This window comes from Clostridium yunnanense (assembly GCF_016595795.1).
Lineage (GTDB): Bacteria > Bacillota > Clostridia > Clostridiales > Clostridiaceae > Clostridium_AR > Clostridium_AR yunnanense.
On record NZ_JAENHN010000002.1, the window covers coordinates 111147 to 125307 of the forward strand.

At 30.9% G+C, this 14161-nt stretch carries 19 protein-coding genes; all 19 read right to left on the reverse strand.

Going from position 1 to position 14161, the window contains the following annotated elements; translation table 11 throughout:
• Nucleotides 1-42: 42 nt before the first annotated feature.
• On the reverse strand, nucleotides 43-756 hold the full coding sequence (locus JHL18_RS00535) for a distal tail protein Dit (protein WP_200265685.1): 714 nt from the start codon (nucleotides 754-756) through the stop codon (nucleotides 43-45).
• A 10-nt stretch (nucleotides 757-766) separates the two neighbouring features.
• Complete coding sequence (locus JHL18_RS00540) at nucleotides 767-3112, reverse strand: phage tail tape measure protein (protein WP_200265686.1); 2346 nt, start codon at nucleotides 3110-3112, stop codon at nucleotides 767-769.
• Nucleotides 3112-3369, reverse strand: a complete 258-nt coding sequence (locus JHL18_RS00545; protein ID WP_200265687.1) for a hypothetical protein — start codon at nucleotides 3367-3369, stop codon at nucleotides 3112-3114. Before JHL18_RS00545 ends, JHL18_RS00540 begins: the two co-directional genes overlap by 1 nt.
• A gap of 11 nt (nucleotides 3370-3380) precedes the next feature.
• Nucleotides 3381-3677 (reverse strand): phage tail assembly chaperone G, encoded by a 297-nt coding sequence (gene gpG / locus JHL18_RS00550; protein WP_200265688.1) that lies wholly within the window; start codon nucleotides 3675-3677, stop codon nucleotides 3381-3383.
• Nucleotides 3678-3736: 59 nt separating this feature from the next.
• Nucleotides 3737-4336: a major tail protein gene (locus tag JHL18_RS00555; protein WP_200265689.1), complete on the reverse strand. Its 600-nt coding sequence runs from the start codon at nucleotides 4334-4336 to the stop codon at nucleotides 3737-3739.
• 16 nt (nucleotides 4337-4352) lie between these two features.
• Nucleotides 4353-4694, reverse strand: coding sequence for a hypothetical protein (locus JHL18_RS00560; RefSeq protein WP_338025423.1), 342 nt, complete (start codon nucleotides 4692-4694; stop codon nucleotides 4353-4355).
• Nucleotides 4695-4699: 5 nt separating this feature from the next.
• Nucleotides 4700-5131: an HK97-gp10 family putative phage morphogenesis protein gene (locus JHL18_RS00565; protein WP_207752935.1), complete on the reverse strand. Its 432-nt coding sequence runs from the start codon at nucleotides 5129-5131 to the stop codon at nucleotides 4700-4702.
• Between the two features lies 1 nt (nucleotide 5132).
• Nucleotides 5133-5465, reverse strand: coding sequence for a phage head closure protein (locus JHL18_RS00570; protein WP_200265690.1), 333 nt, complete (start codon nucleotides 5463-5465; stop codon nucleotides 5133-5135).
• Between the two features lie 50 nt (nucleotides 5466-5515).
• A complete protein-coding gene (locus tag JHL18_RS00575; RefSeq protein WP_200265691.1) occupies nucleotides 5516-6604 on the reverse strand; it encodes a phage major capsid protein in 1089 nt (362 codons plus the stop codon).
• Between the two features lie 45 nt (nucleotides 6605-6649).
• Nucleotides 6650-7267 carry an HK97 family phage prohead protease gene (locus tag JHL18_RS00580; RefSeq protein WP_200265692.1) on the reverse strand — a complete coding sequence of 206 codons (618 nt, stop codon included), beginning with the start codon at nucleotides 7265-7267 and terminating at the stop codon, nucleotides 6650-6652.
• A 13-nt stretch (nucleotides 7268-7280) separates the two neighbouring features.
• Nucleotides 7281-7559, reverse strand: coding sequence for a head-tail connector protein (locus JHL18_RS00585; protein ID WP_200265693.1), 279 nt, complete (start codon nucleotides 7557-7559; stop codon nucleotides 7281-7283).
• Complete coding sequence (locus tag JHL18_RS00590; RefSeq protein ID WP_200265694.1) at nucleotides 7540-8790, reverse strand: phage portal protein; 1251 nt, start codon at nucleotides 8788-8790, stop codon at nucleotides 7540-7542. Before JHL18_RS00590 ends, JHL18_RS00585 begins: the two co-directional genes overlap by 20 nt.
• A gap of 227 nt (nucleotides 8791-9017) precedes the next feature.
• Nucleotides 9018-10754 carry a terminase large subunit gene (locus JHL18_RS00595; RefSeq protein WP_200265695.1) on the reverse strand — a complete coding sequence of 579 codons (1737 nt, stop codon included), beginning with the start codon at nucleotides 10752-10754 and terminating at the stop codon, nucleotides 9018-9020.
• On the reverse strand, nucleotides 10754-11239 hold the full coding sequence (locus tag JHL18_RS00600; protein WP_200265696.1) for a phage terminase small subunit P27 family: 486 nt from the start codon (nucleotides 11237-11239) through the stop codon (nucleotides 10754-10756). Before JHL18_RS00600 ends, JHL18_RS00595 begins: the two co-directional genes overlap by 1 nt.
• Before the next feature lie 183 nt (nucleotides 11240-11422).
• A complete protein-coding gene (locus JHL18_RS00605; RefSeq protein ID WP_200265697.1) occupies nucleotides 11423-11566 on the reverse strand; it encodes a hypothetical protein in 144 nt (47 codons plus the stop codon).
• 13 nt (nucleotides 11567-11579) lie between these two features.
• Nucleotides 11580-12020 carry an HNH endonuclease signature motif containing protein gene (locus JHL18_RS00610; RefSeq protein ID WP_243277751.1) on the reverse strand — a complete coding sequence of 147 codons (441 nt, stop codon included), beginning with the start codon at nucleotides 12018-12020 and terminating at the stop codon, nucleotides 11580-11582.
• A 27-nt stretch (nucleotides 12021-12047) separates the two neighbouring features.
• Nucleotides 12048-12722: a hypothetical protein gene (locus tag JHL18_RS00615; protein WP_200265698.1), complete on the reverse strand. Its 675-nt coding sequence runs from the start codon at nucleotides 12720-12722 to the stop codon at nucleotides 12048-12050.
• A gap of 112 nt (nucleotides 12723-12834) precedes the next feature.
• Nucleotides 12835-13461, reverse strand: a complete 627-nt coding sequence (locus JHL18_RS00620) for a hypothetical protein (protein WP_200265699.1) — start codon at nucleotides 13459-13461, stop codon at nucleotides 12835-12837.
• Between the two features lie 50 nt (nucleotides 13462-13511).
• Complete coding sequence (locus JHL18_RS00625; protein WP_200265700.1) at nucleotides 13512-14093, reverse strand: hypothetical protein; 582 nt, start codon at nucleotides 14091-14093, stop codon at nucleotides 13512-13514.
• Between the last annotated feature and the right edge of the window lie 68 nt (nucleotides 14094-14161).

Here is a 14161-nt window from a genome sequence, read left to right on the forward strand (position 1 = left end):
ATACTCACCTCTTATTCTTAAAATAAAAAGAGATGCCTATATTTATAGACACCTCCAATTTGGTACTAATTCTATTTTTGTTATATTTCCTATCCAATTTATTGTGTTAACTCCGTTTATTAAAACAGGAAATTCTCCACTCATCTTATTGTTTAAATTCTCATATGTATTGCTATAAGTTTCCTTCAGAACACTATCCAAAATGATATTGCTACTAACTCCATTTAATAAAATATTATTGCTGTTAATAGTTAATGTTATATTTCCACTTCCATATATCTTTAGAACAGGCTCGCTATCCCATGCAAAATTAGGACTATAAAAATTATAGTTGTTTTTAGTAATAGTTATAATTGCATTATCCCTATAGTATCTAAATGCCTCACATATAAAATTCAATGTGAAAGTCCCTTTAACCTTAAGTTTTCTTTCTATATCACTATATTCCAACCTTTTCACTTTATAATAATATTCTAAATCATCAGCTAGTGTTAAAGTATAATCATCTCTCTTAGACAGCCAAAACATTATTTTTCTAACTTCGTCATAAAAGAATTTAGGTTTTTCAATAAAATTTAATTCAATACTTACCTTTATATCGCCATATGTTCCTAGATCCTCAACTAACTTGCCATTCCTACCTTGCATATCTATTTCATTAAAATTTCTGTTAGGAAGTGAAACATCAGGTCTTTTAATTACCTTCAAGTTTAAATCTAAACAATTCATTAAGTTAAATAATATAAAATATTTCATATTCCACCTCCTATCTTAACCATGCGTTTTCTATATCTACATTTTTAGCAATACTTTGTGCAACCTTTTTGCCGTCAAGAATACTGTTTACTTGTACATATATTACTTGTTGTTTATTTGTATTTAACCTCTGTTCTAATCTATCAAAATTCTTCTCCATTTCATTCCATAAAACCTTAAGTGGAAGTACTGCTTCAGCTCCACTTTCTCCCCCTACCATAGCGTTACTGCCATTCATGCCAAATAGCGTAGGTTGAGTCATTATACCACCGTTAGCATACCACTCAACACCGAGCTTCGGCATCGAAGGAGGGGCAAGGCTAAATGAACCGCTTATCTTAAAATGAGGTAGTTTAAAACTTGGAAACTTGAAATTTGAAACTAAATTCCAGACCGAAGAAATAGCACTTTTAATACTAGCAAATGCTCCATTTACCATATCTCTAAACCATTCCACATTATTGTAAGCCCCTACAAATGCTGCTACTAATAAGCCTATAGCAGTTACAACTAAGCCAATTGGATTGCTTTTTAGTGCTACATTCAACCCTTCTTGTGCTAATGTTTGTGCAAAGGTAGAAGCTTTCCATATATCCATTAATTTTGTTACTGTATTTATTATTTGCAGTGTTCCTATACTTGCTGAAAGTCCTGCTGCAACCGGTATAAGTATATTGCTGTTATCTATTACAAAACCTATAATTTTTCCTAGTCCATCGAACAGTGGTAAAACAAGATCAATAGAGCTTTTAATTGTTTTTTGTATTTCAGGCATATTTGTCTGTATATTGTTTGCAAACTCATTTAACCTAGGCAATACACTTGTTGTTATCACATCACTTAGTCCAGCTTGAAATTGTCTTCCTATTCCAGTTATTGCACTATCCAAATCATTGTATTTTACTTGGTTTAAATTTTCCAAAGTTTTAGCTGTCATGTTTGTATCTGCTTGTAAGCCTTGTAATGCTGTTAATCCTTTTACTCCTAAGTCTTCAAATTGTGTTCCAAAAAGATTTACACCAGCTTGACTTTGTACTAATGGATCTTTTATAGCTAATAAAGCAGTTAAAGTCTTATCGAAAGCTTGTTTAGCACTATCCCCACCTTTTCCAAATTCAGTTGCCATCTTATTAGCGTCCAAACCTATTGCTTGAAAACCTTGTTGAGTAGTCTTACTTCCATCTACCGCTCTTATAGCAAATTCCTTTACTGCATCACCAACTTTATCTATGCTGAAAGCACCTTCTTTTGCACCTGTTATAAGAACATTTGTAAACTCTTGTGCATCTAATCCTAACTTTTTAAATTGCACTCCATATTCATTTAGAGAGTCTAGCAGATCTCCATTTTTATCGGCTCCAGATTGTGCGCCTTGTGCTATTAGTGTATAAGCTTGTTCGCTAGTTATTCCAAAGTTTTGCATTAATCCATTAACGGCATTAATACTTTCGCTGACATCAAAACCAAAAGTATCACGTATAAGTATCGCATTTTGAGTTGTATTTTTTAATTCATCATTTGTAAGTCCAGTTACTTGATTTACCTTTGCCATAGATTCCGAAATATCTTCGTAGCCTTCTCCAAAATTATTAGCATAAATATCCTGCATTATTTGCTTATAATCTTCCATCTCATCGGATGTAAGTCCAGTTTTAGCTTGTAAATCATTTAAAGCTTTAGTTAAATCTTTTGCATTGTCTATACCTAATGCTGTAGCACCTACCAAACCAACAGCCAATGCACCAGTAACTTTCTTAGCTCCATCGTTTAATCCTTTAAATTTTTCATTAGTTTTTTCAAGATTATCTTTAAATTTATCAAACTTATTAGAACTATTTTGCAACTGCTCATTTACATCTTCAAGAGCTTTCTTATTCTGCAATATAGATTTTTCGGTTTCATTCATTTTAATTTTGTATTTGTCTATACTACTGTTAGCACGATCTATGGCTTTATCATTATTTTTATATTCATTTTGCAGCTTATTTAATTCCTGTTGCAAGGTCTTAGTCTCTTTACTGTCTTCACCTGTTGCTTTAATACTTTCTTTAAGTTTAGTTTCTACATCTTCAATACTTTTAGCTAGTTCAGCATTTCTTGTCTTATACTTATCAATATCACTTGTTAAAGCTGATAAAGTCTGCTTTTGCAAATTAAAAATAGTATTTTGTCCTTTAATTGTATTTGTTAGTTCCTTGCTTTTTGCACCTAATTGCTCTTGCTTAGTTCCAAATAATTCAGCTTGTGTTGTTGCAACATTGAGTTCAGAAGACATAACCTTCAATTCTTGAGCAACCTTTTGCATTTCTGTTTGAAATTGCTTACTTTCACTATTTATCTTAATATTAGCTCCCATTATTTCACCTCACTTTCTTCCTGTTGCTTATCTGGATAATCTATCTTGTAGCATAAATAATCTATGTACGCTAAAATATCAGTTTCCTCACATTCTTCAAAAGTTGCATTATGATTTTTTATATTTATATCGTAAATCTGAAACAATAAAGCTGTATATTTATCTTTATTTTTCTCAAACTCTTCCTCTTCATTTATGTATCCATTTTCAAAATCATAATCATCAAAGGCACTACCTTCACTATTTACATCAAGCAAAGGAGTGCCATTTATTTTTTTTCAAACTTTTTCATTTGTGCATTTGCCTTCTTACTTAATTCACTGCTTATGTTTCTAAATGCTTCTATTATTTCTGCATACTCAAGTTCGTCCAATACATCATCACTTGTGAATTGACCGCCAAATGCGTTTGCTATAAATTCACACATAACATCTAAATCTTCTGCTCCAAACTCATTATCTTGCTGTTTTAATTCAAAATCTTGCTGTATTACCAGTAAATTTCTCATTACTCTCCCTTTAAATTTCAATTGCTCATATGTTTTATCTCCAATTTTCAACTTCATCTATATCAACTCCTATAAGTTTTTTCCTAAATTAAATAAGAGTAGAAATTAATCTACTCTTAAGCATGTAATGGCTCAACTACTTCTTCGAACCAATGAATCATATTTGTTGTTGTGTTAACTGCTAAAAGTGCCTTTGCTTCTGTATCTCCAGTTAATAAAGCACTTTCATTTATATTAACGCCATCTACTCCATCTATTTCTCTATTTCTACATGTAAATTTCACTGTTCTATTGTTAATTTTAGCCTTGTCGGCTACAGTATCATGATTTGATCCAAATGGTTCTGGAGTACATACATACTTCCATACAAATTCATATTTTCCATTCTGAAGCTTTGTTCTGTAACCTACTGCAAAATCACCTACACTATCACTTGTGCTTTCAACTCTCATTCCTTTAACAAGTTTTTGTCCATTTATCATAGCCTCAACCTCTTGAGTTAGTTCTTTTACTTCAACTTCAAGAGTCTTTTCAGTATCTCCTTGCAACATACTATCTAAAGAATCGTCATAGTAATTCTTCTCCATGCTACCTTTGTAGTCCTTTTTTAAGCTTGCTGCCTTTCCAAGTCTTACTGGAGTGTCAGCTTCGTATCCAGTTGTATCATTCTTAATAACCTTTGCTATGTAAACATCCTTAATTCCTATATACGCCATATATATCTACCATCCTTTATTCTAAATTTTCTATGTATAGCCATCTACTGGCTATATGCCATAATTGCGTGTCATTCTCATACTGGTCTTGTCCATCTTGGTACAAGAATCCATTTTCTTTCATTAGTTTCTTAATTTCTTTCTTTAAATTCTGTGATTCATCCAAATCTTTTGTCCAAATATCTAATTGTATATAATGTTCTTCAGTAGTTGCTTCATCGTCTGCAAACTCATCTTCTAGGTTATCAAATTCAAGATAAGTGATATGAGTATCATTTAAACTCTCATCATACCAACCATAAACAACTATCGCATCTAAACTTGCCAAAGAATCTGCAACTAAACTTATAATATCCACTCATATCACCTCAATTTTTCTAATAACTTGTTATATTCTTCTTCAAATATCTTGTCCCACTCTTTACGTTCTCTTATAAAAGTACGCTTAAAAGGTGCTGAAGGTGGCATTTTACTACTTCCAAATTCAACAAATTTACTATAAAAGTAAGCATCGTTTGAACCTTTTTCCCAACCAACTATTACTGTTAATTGTCCATCAACCTTTTTAAGTTTTATTGGTATGTTATCAGCTGCGTGCTTGAAAGTCCTACTACCTTTTCTACCACTTTTACTTACATCTTGGCTTTTAGGCATTATCTTTTGTACTTCTGTCTTTGCCAAATCTCCACACCGTTTTAAAGCTTTCTTGTCAGCCTCTTCAAGTTCTCTGCTAGTAGCTAGTTGTTCCACTTGTTTTATAAGTTCTTTTAGTCCAGTAACCTCGATACTCACCATGTTAATTCACCTTTTGCATTTGTAAGACAATATCAGTCTTAGAATTTGCCATAGTATCAACAAAGATAATATTTAGTGTTTTATTATCCCAAACAACTCTATAGTCTTTAGTATTAAACAATATTTCTTTTAACTCTTTGCAAGCTCTACATTTAAGCTTAATAGTATTTTGTAAGTTGGAATTATAGGCACTGTATTTTTCTTGTCCTATCAAGTCCAATACCGAACACCAACAACTATAATAATCAACCCAAGTTTCAGTTTTCTTACCACCACCGTAAACTGCGGTTCTCTTTTCTATTTTTATTCTTGTATTTAATTTACCATTATCCATTTAATCCCCTCATTTCAATAAAAAGAGAGTGAGGTTAACCCACTCTAAAATTAGATTGATACCTTATAACAGTTTCTTACATAACCCTTATTTACACCAAATCTTCCAAGTATTCTTACTTTTACTGTGTCATTATTAAAACCAGCTTCGGTGCTTCTTGCTATAGTAAATTCATTTCTCTTAAATAATTTTACTAATTCTTTTGGATTACAAATATAGAAAGTAGCTGCCTTAGTTGTTTCAGTTGGAAGTAAAGTTTCATCAACTACAACTAACTCTTTGTTGTTGAAGTAGTACTTTCCGTTTATTTCTGTTATAAGATTTAAAGGTCTCTTTTGTGCATCTTTCATATTCTTTAGCAAAGCGTATCCAGTTGGATTAGTAAATGTAACTAGTCCTGCCTTAACTGCTGGAACAGCCTTGTCAATTACACCGTTTAAATCTTCATATGTACCATCGCCAACATAAGCTACAGCATTAGTTTTAATAACGTTCATAATTTTTGCATTCTTAGTTCTTACAGTTTTTGCAGTAAAGTTTCTTCTTGCTAATCCTTCAATTTCAACTTCTGCATCGTCAACAACTTCACTAGTAAGTGTATAAATTTCACCAACCTTAGAACATTTAAAAGTTATATCTGTAGTTGTTAAAGAAGCATCTGTTATATCATCCCCTTCAAGAACCTCAGGTAATTCAGTTTCATCTACAACAGAAACTGGCATTGTTCCTTCATTCTTTGTAACTGGTATAATATCAACATATCCTTCTAATGAACCGTAACCATTTTCAATTTCAATAAGTTGATTAATAAATTCTTTAGGCAATACTGCTGCATTGTCTGTAGTTTTCACTACTGCTCTTTCTTCTGTAGTAACTTCTTCTCCCATTAATTTCTTTACAATAGCTCTCATTTCATTTACTTTTTCCATATCCTTTACTTCCTCTCTCTTTTCATTTTTTTGTCTTTCTAAATCTCTTTTTTCAGCTTCTTCCATATCTTCTTCAACCTTAATTAACTTTTCTAAATCTCTCTTTTCTTTCATAGCTGTTTCAGCTTCATCAGCTTTCTTTTCATCTAAAAACGATCTTATTTCAACCTTCTTAGCCTCTAATTGTTCTCTTAATTCCTCTATTTTCATATAATTTCACCTTTCCTTTTCGTAATTTATTGCATAAAAAAAGAACTATAACTCTAGTTCCAATCGCATCAATTTAAGTTTTAATTCTAAATCTGTATCAATATCTCTATTTTCTGTTGTATCTTGTTGTTTTTCTTCATTAGTATTTATAATTTCAATACTATCTTGTACAAATCTTTGTTCAATTTCAACTTCTTCATTATCTCTAGCTTCAACACTTGTACCATAATAAGCAGGGGTTCTACTATCATCTAATATAGATACCTCAAATAAATCAATATCATCTAAATACCTTCTATCCATATCAGCATCAGTTTTCCCCCAACTTTGCTTATTAGCCCTAAAGCCAAAAGACCATCCAACTAGCTTACCATTTTTAGCTTTTTCAATAACATCAGAATCATAGACCCTAGCTTCAGCATATAATCCAATATTATCTTCTCTAAGCTTTAGATTATCTTTAGTTGAACCTAACTTCCTGTTCCAGTCATGGTTTAACAAAACTGCTATATTGTCACTTTTCTTTATAGCATCATTCCAGACACCAGATCTAACTTGCTCAACAAACTTGCCTTTGGGGCTAGGTAAAGCTCTGCTATCACGTTCAACCGCATTAACATAACCTTTTACAATTACGCTATCATTTCTAATTTCTATTTGCATTATCTCACCCCCTCTACTCGATTATATAGTTAGATAGCTTATCTAAAATGGAGTTAACTATCCTATCTTGCTTAGTATTGCTCACAACTTCAGTGCCTCTACTCTCATACATATCACTTATCAATTTTTTCTGTAGTAATTCAGATAGTTTTACAGCTTTGGTATCAGTTTTATAAACTTCGCCTACCATACTATCTATGTAAATTTGAGATACTTCAATAAGACTATTTATATAGTCATCATCTTCTGTGTAGTCAACTCTTAAATAAATTTTAACTTCCGCTAGTGTCATTATTGTTGTCACCTACCTTTGCAGAGTCTTTTTGCCATGAAGCCATGCCACTCATTAAAGCTTCAAGCGTTATTTGTCCCGAAGGGAATGTAGTAACATCTTTATCCAACTTCTCTATTCCTAATATCTCCTTCGCAGTATTTAAACTATATATACCATCTTTAACATATGTACTTATTACATTAGCTTGCGTTAAACTATCCATTCTCAACATTACATTAGTATTAAACCTAATTTTATAACCTAGCTTTCTTTCAGTAGAAGTCAACAACTTCCAGTCCATTTCTTGTTCTATTGCTTCAAAAATAATTTGCAATGTGTCAGTTAGAAAAGCTAGATTATCTTGTTCCTCAGATTTAGCTGTATCCTTAGCTTCACCTAGTTTCGTTAAGGGGACTCCCATTGCTGCCGCCATGTCTTTTTTGCTCATAAATCTTAGTTCAGCAAATTGGGAATCCACTAAAGATAAGTTTAAAGCGCTCACGTTAAAACCGCTTGGTACAGTAAAGACTCTACCATTGTTGCTGTAAATTCTGCTAAATTTGGATTGTACTTTCTTTAGTTCACTTTCTTCTTTAATATCAGAAGTTAATTGCACTACAACCTTATTAGTAAGACCATTACTAAATAAACTGTTTAGATAGTTTTCAGATTTAATTGCAGTATCTAAACTATCTTTTAAAACATTTTTTACAGCCTTACCATTTATGCCGTCCAATGTGAAATCTCTCAAGACTATTACATCTTTATCGAAACAACTTCCTGTTTCTCCGTTTATACTTTCATAGTCCCAATAGACGGCATTATTCTTATTAGTTCTTATAATTCCTACATCATCTATAGTGCAACCTATAAGTTTTACAGGATATAATCCTTCTATTTTACTACCTTTTCTATTTATATAAAGCCCAGCTATTCCCCTGTGTATAGCCAACGCTACAAAGGTTTTATAACAATCTATTGCGGACATATAAGAATTCGGTCTTAGTCTCAACATATCATACAAATAGTGGTCTTTAGCTAAAACTTCACCTTTATCAGTCTCCTGCTTTATCTGTAATGTACATTTTGCTATAGCTTCAGATTTAATTTTTACACAACTAAAATATGTACTATTTTTCATGTTTCTATCAAAGACAGAATTATCATAGCCTTTTTCAAAACTATAAATATCTTGCCAATCATTAACATTAATATCTCTTTTTTCTCTGTTTAGTCTATCAAATATCATTTATCTCACCCCTTTCTACTAAATTTGAATAGAAATACACTAAAAGCCATTAGAATTAAGCCTAAAGAGTACAATCCAAAATACAAATTCAAAAGAAAATTGGTGATTATAATGATAAAAAGTCCAGCAAAAAAGACCATTTCCATAATGAATAACTCATTTAAAATAGTCTTTTTCAGTAATTTATTTAGTTTTTCTTTTATTTTTTTCACATCTTCACCTCTTCTCTAGTCCCAATTCATAGCATCAAGTGCTTCAATTGGATTGTAGTAACCGTCAAACTCATATAACCACGCCATCTTAAACCCACAAATCAAAGCATCCACAGGGTCAATTCTCTTAGTAGTTGCATCTTTATCTATTTTAATCAAGCCATTGTTTGTTTTTATAATTGCGTTTGTCATGGCGTAATTCAAAACTGGATTATTTAAATATATTACATTGCCTAAATAAACTTCTTCTCTTAAAGCTACTGTACTTTCATTTAGTTTTTGATGTGTTTGAAATAAATCGGTAACATCATATCCCATATTCCCAACATCCGTCATAATTTTTGTAGCATTTGCAGGGTCAAAACACCAAATATTTATTTCTAAATTATACTTTTTACAAAATTCTATAGCATAATCTATAACTACATTTTGATCTACGACAGGACTATTGGTAACTGTTATAAATCCTTGTTTTTCCCATGCACTATAAGGCATTTTATCCTTTAATTCACGTTCTCGCAGCTTCTCGTAATTCGGTACAAAACTATGACTAAAGACTATATATTTCTTTACACCATTGTCCACAAAAGGTATTACAAAAGATAGTGAAGTTAAGTCTATTTTTGCAGACATATCACCACCTACAAAACAAGTCATTCCTGTTATATCAACAGGTAGTTTCTTTACTTCACAAGCTTTCCATTTAGCCATATCCATATAACTATTTTCTTTAGCTTGTACCCAAATATTTAAGCACTTAGTCAAGAATGATGGCATTTTCTCAGGAATTTCTTTAGCTATTTTAAACTCTTCTTCAATCTTTTCTTGTCCTTCTTTGTAAGTCATTCTAAGAGTATTAGCTTTCCACCAATTAAGCCTATCTTCTATATCGTCACCTTCATCAAGTTCTAATATATCAACATAATACGTATCATTTTCAATAGGTGTAGAAGGATTTAAAAGTTGACTACAATATTTATACTCCTGTGTGTAGCAAGGATAATTAAGATCAGTTCCTGCCGTAGTAATTATCATTAGCAAACTTTCTTTAGTGTTCTGACCGTAACTAGCCATTGTGTAGAAATCATCGGTTGGATGCTGATGGTATTCGTCTATAATCATCAATGCCATGTTACCACCATCGTTTTTTTGTCCATCTTCTTTAGATAGCGGTGTCATGGTACTTCCTGTTTTGATATGTAATATATAATCTCTAGTACATTTAAACTTTGTAGCGAGTGGAGATCCTTTTAACATTAACTTTGCTTCTTCAAACACAACCTTAGATTGCTTACGCTTAATACCAGCGCAACATATTTCATATACTTCGCCATTTCTCGTACTTCCACATGCTAATTCATATAGTGCTATACCACTTTCCATCTGCGACTTAGCTTGTTTTCTTGCACATTCAATAAAACTTTTCTTAAATCTTCTTCTATCATTATCAACTCTACGCCAACCATAAATTTGACATATAAAAAACTTCTGCCATGTAGTCAGATCAATAGGCTTACCAGCTAATTCACCTTTTGAATGTCTCAAGTAAGTAAACCAATTTACTATTTTCTCTGCTTCCTCTTCATTCCAATAAAATTGAAAATCTTTGGTATTCTGTTTCTTTAAATCGTCCAAAAATCTTTGACACGCCCACTTATGTTTTTGGCAACTAATATAAACTTCATACTGACTTACATATAAATCCTGTAAACAGTTATTAGAATATTGTATTAACTCTTCAAGTATTGTCATTAAATATCACCAAATTCATCTGTAATATCTTTCTTGGTTTCATTCAATTTAATAGTTGCCATTTTTAAACGTGAGTCTATAGTTAAACCTAGAAGACTTGAATATCTTTTCATTTCATCAGAGTACTTTATTTGAATCTTAATTAATGGATTCTCAATTAGGTTTGTTGAGCCACCCTTATTTGTATATTCTATTGTTAGTGCTTGCCCTTTTAATTCTTTTGTAGCTTCTAGATAAGAACTGTAGGCATTACAATAAGCACCCAAATTGTTTAAATCTAGATTGCTAATAACACCAATATTTTTAAATTGTTCCACTAACCTTTTCCATTCTTTTTTAGCTATATTATCTCTTAGCCAAGATGGAGTCTTTTCAAGTTGATCTGTAGCACATTCTATAATTTCTTCTTGTAATCTTTTTTCTGTTTGCTGGTTAACCGTTAAGTGTCCTTCTTGCATGGACAGTGGTTTTTTGGGTCTCGCCATTGTATCACCTACCTTTCTAATTAATAATTATTATCCCTTAAGCTTTAGTTTTTAGAATTTTGCGTTTTGAAATCTACACATAGGAATTTCAAGACTCAATGTAAAGTTTTCATACCCTCCCCCGTATTCTATCAGCCAAACATTTGTTCTATTTTGTTGCATAAAAAAAGACTAGACATAAATCTACTCTTCTAAACTCTCTTCTACTGCCTCTAATACACACATAGCAACATCTATAAACTGTATAGCATTTACTACCTCTTTGCTATCAATATGCTTTGCTACATACTTCTTTAAAGCTTCACCCATTATTTTATTCTTATCCATATCCAACACTCTCCTATAATCCATATTCCTTTTCATATTCTTCAATCAACCTATATAGTATCTCTTGCATCTTTTCCTTATCCTTGTTGCTCTTCTTATATATCCTATGTACCTTACTGTGACAGCTACTACATAAACAAATAAGATTATCTTCACTCAGCCTCAGTTCCCAATTATCTTTTATCTCTATAATATGATGAACTGCTTCTACATAGCTTATAGCATCATCTCTTAGTAAGCATATTACACACATACCATTGAACTTACGTCTAACATATCCAGCTAAAGTAATCCATTCGTTGCTACTATAGAACTTCTGCTCATTTTTATCTTGTCTATCTTTAGCATACTGTTTATATCTTTCCTTCTTAACTTTATCCATGCAACCATTCTTACACTCTTTTCCATACTCATACTTCTGTCCACACCTCGAGCATATATTAAAAATTGGCATAGTCATTACCTTCTAACTCAAGTATTTTTACGCAAAATAATAACAGGAGCTTTTTACACTCCTGTTCTTTGGCTTTAAGTTTGTTTTTGTAATTATATTAGCAATAATACTTATGATTATGTCTTTTATAAAACTCAAAATAGAATTTTTATAATTAAGCTTTATGTATTTCATCATCCTTAATAAAATAGATTTTAACGTACTAATTTCTTTCTTTTCAAATAGGATATTAATTAATAAGTCATTCTCTCGCATCTTTACTTGAGAAAACAATTCTTCAATTGTTACTTCATTAACTAATTCTACCAACTCTCTAAAGAAATCATCTTCATTTGAAATGTTGCCCTCAATTATACTGAATCTGCTAAGAAATAATATTTTACTTCTACAAGCCACCCTGTTATCAATGTCATCCTTAAATTTTTTGGATTCTATTATTTCATAAGCAATCTTTCTAAGCCTAAAATCAACTTCTACTTTTTTCAATCTTGATGTATTAAGCTTGTATCCAAGTTTTTTTGATAAAGTTTTGATATTATTTTTCTCGATATCGCCCTTTATCTCCTCGATTTTTTTTGATACTAATTCGCTAATTTCCTCTTTAAAATCTGAAACATACAATTCACCGCATATACCTGCAGCATTCATTATTGCTTGAGCAATTTTACTCGAGTTAAATATAATTGATTTCTTCTCTTCCATCACTAAGCCTCCTGCCTTTGGAATCTTAACTCAATTATATCAAACTACTTAAACCTTCACAAATAAAAAAAGACTATCTATTACGATAGTCTAAAATTCCAGCTTAACCCCATTATTTCTTTTTTACTCTGCTACCAACATACTTAATTGCCTTAAATATACCTTTAGCAATAAATAGCGGATATACATTAATATCCACATTCCAGTTTCCATTTGTTTGACTATAGTCTTTTTTATATTCTATTGGCTTTTTTGATTGTTCAACAGTAATAGCTACTTCTTCACTTACGGAATTATGTAAATTTATATTGATTTTATCTTCTAACTCTTTAAGGCAGTCTATACAAATAAAACACATATTTTTTCTGTAGCTTATTCTTAATTCAAGCTTAACTAAAGCAATCAAACCAAAAAATACGATAATAATAATAGCACATATATAAAACATTAATATCTCGTCACTTATTTTATTAGCAATTAGAGTCTCTATTGTCACTAGAAGAGCAACTATAGGAATTATCAAGCCATTAATAATATTTAAACTTGATTCACTCTCTTTTAATAAACCATGAACTCTAACTTTTTCGTTTGCAATATTATTTTTACTTTTATTAAGATCACCCTGCACTATAAAATCTTCTTTATATTTCTTAGCAATTTCATCGAAAGCACTACTTACTGCATCATCGTTCGTTTTCTTATATTCATTAAAGGCATCTAAATATTTGTTTTTTTTCATTATGTTTATCACCTCACCACCTCATATTCTACATATTAAGGCAAATTCCTTCATCTATCATTTTTCTTCTTAAATAGTCTCATAAAAAAATTATTTTTGTCATCGAGAGTAGCTGCTATTTCTTTTTGTACATCATTATCTGATTTATATTCTTCATAAAGCTGATTCACTATCCCTAAGCATAAATTATAATAAGTAAGAAGATTACAATATTTACGGTGATCCAACTTAATTCCAAGCATGTATGCATAAAATACTATAACTAAATATACAAAATTAAATATCAAAGTAATAGGATCGCTAAGTTTGGATGCGTTTATTATAAATGTACCTGCAAAAGAAAATATAGATACCATTATTGGTATAATAAAATTATAGTTTCTTTTTTCAGAACCATATAAATTAGATTGTAATATTATTATTGTTCTTTTAAAAATTTCATCATCAACTAAAATTCTTTTATAGTTATCATATATTGCATTATAAACTTGATCTTCAAATTTACTCTTATTTATATTCTTTAAGTCAAATACAACTCTTTGCCCAAAGTTGATATTAATTAAATTATTATAATCCTTAAAGGCTCTATAATAGTTATACCAAAGAGTAATTTTTTTTATTTTAAGAAACATACTATCACCTCAATATGCTTATTCTACATATTAAGATAATTTCCTTTTGTATTATAATCAACACTGTT

Bases quoted from the DNA above. Each gene is read 5' to 3' on its own strand.
- JHL18_RS00535 (WP_200265685.1), bottom strand. From the start codon at position 756: ATGAAATATTTTATATTATTTAACTTAATGAATTGTTTAGATTTAAAC.
- JHL18_RS00540 (WP_200265686.1), bottom strand. From the start codon at position 3,112: ATGGGAGCTAATATTAAGATAAATAGTGAAAGTAAGCAATTTCAAACA.
- gpG (WP_200265688.1), bottom strand. From the start codon at position 3,677: ATGAAGTTGAAAATTGGAGATAAAACATATGAGCAATTGAAATTTAAA.
- JHL18_RS00555 (WP_200265689.1), bottom strand. From the start codon at position 4,336: ATGGCGTATATAGGAATTAAGGATGTTTACATAGCAAAGGTTATTAAG.
- JHL18_RS00565 (WP_207752935.1), bottom strand. From the start codon at position 5,131: ATGGTGAGTATCGAGGTTACTGGACTAAAAGAACTTATAAAACAAGTG.
- JHL18_RS00570 (WP_200265690.1), bottom strand. From the start codon at position 5,465: ATGGATAATGGTAAATTAAATACAAGAATAAAAATAGAAAAGAGAACC.
- JHL18_RS00575 (WP_200265691.1), bottom strand. From the start codon at position 6,604: ATGAAAATAGAGGAATTAAGAGAACAATTAGAGGCTAAGAAGGTTGAA.
- JHL18_RS00580 (WP_200265692.1), bottom strand. From the start codon at position 7,267: ATGCAAATAGAAATTAGAAATGATAGCGTAATTGTAAAAGGTTATGTT.
- JHL18_RS00585 (WP_200265693.1), bottom strand. From the start codon at position 7,559: ATGACACTAGCGGAAGTTAAAATTTATTTAAGAGTTGACTACACAGAA.
- JHL18_RS00590 (WP_200265694.1), bottom strand. From the start codon at position 8,790: ATGATATTTGATAGACTAAACAGAGAAAAAAGAGATATTAATGTTAAT.
- JHL18_RS00595 (WP_200265695.1), bottom strand. From the start codon at position 10,754: ATGACAATACTTGAAGAGTTAATACAATATTCTAATAACTGTTTACAG.
- JHL18_RS00600 (WP_200265696.1), bottom strand. From the start codon at position 11,239: ATGGCGAGACCCAAAAAACCACTGTCCATGCAAGAAGGACACTTAACG.
- JHL18_RS00605 (WP_200265697.1), bottom strand. From the start codon at position 11,566: ATGGATAAGAATAAAATAATGGGTGAAGCTTTAAAGAAGTATGTAGCA.
- JHL18_RS00610 (WP_243277751.1), bottom strand. From the start codon at position 12,020: ATGCCAATTTTTAATATATGCTCGAGGTGTGGACAGAAGTATGAGTAT.
- JHL18_RS00615 (WP_200265698.1), bottom strand. From the start codon at position 12,722: ATGGAAGAGAAGAAATCAATTATATTTAACTCGAGTAAAATTGCTCAA.
- JHL18_RS00620 (WP_200265699.1), bottom strand. From the start codon at position 13,461: ATGAAAAAAAACAAATATTTAGATGCCTTTAATGAATATAAGAAAACG.
- JHL18_RS00625 (WP_200265700.1), bottom strand. From the start codon at position 14,093: ATGTTTCTTAAAATAAAAAAAATTACTCTTTGGTATAACTATTATAGA.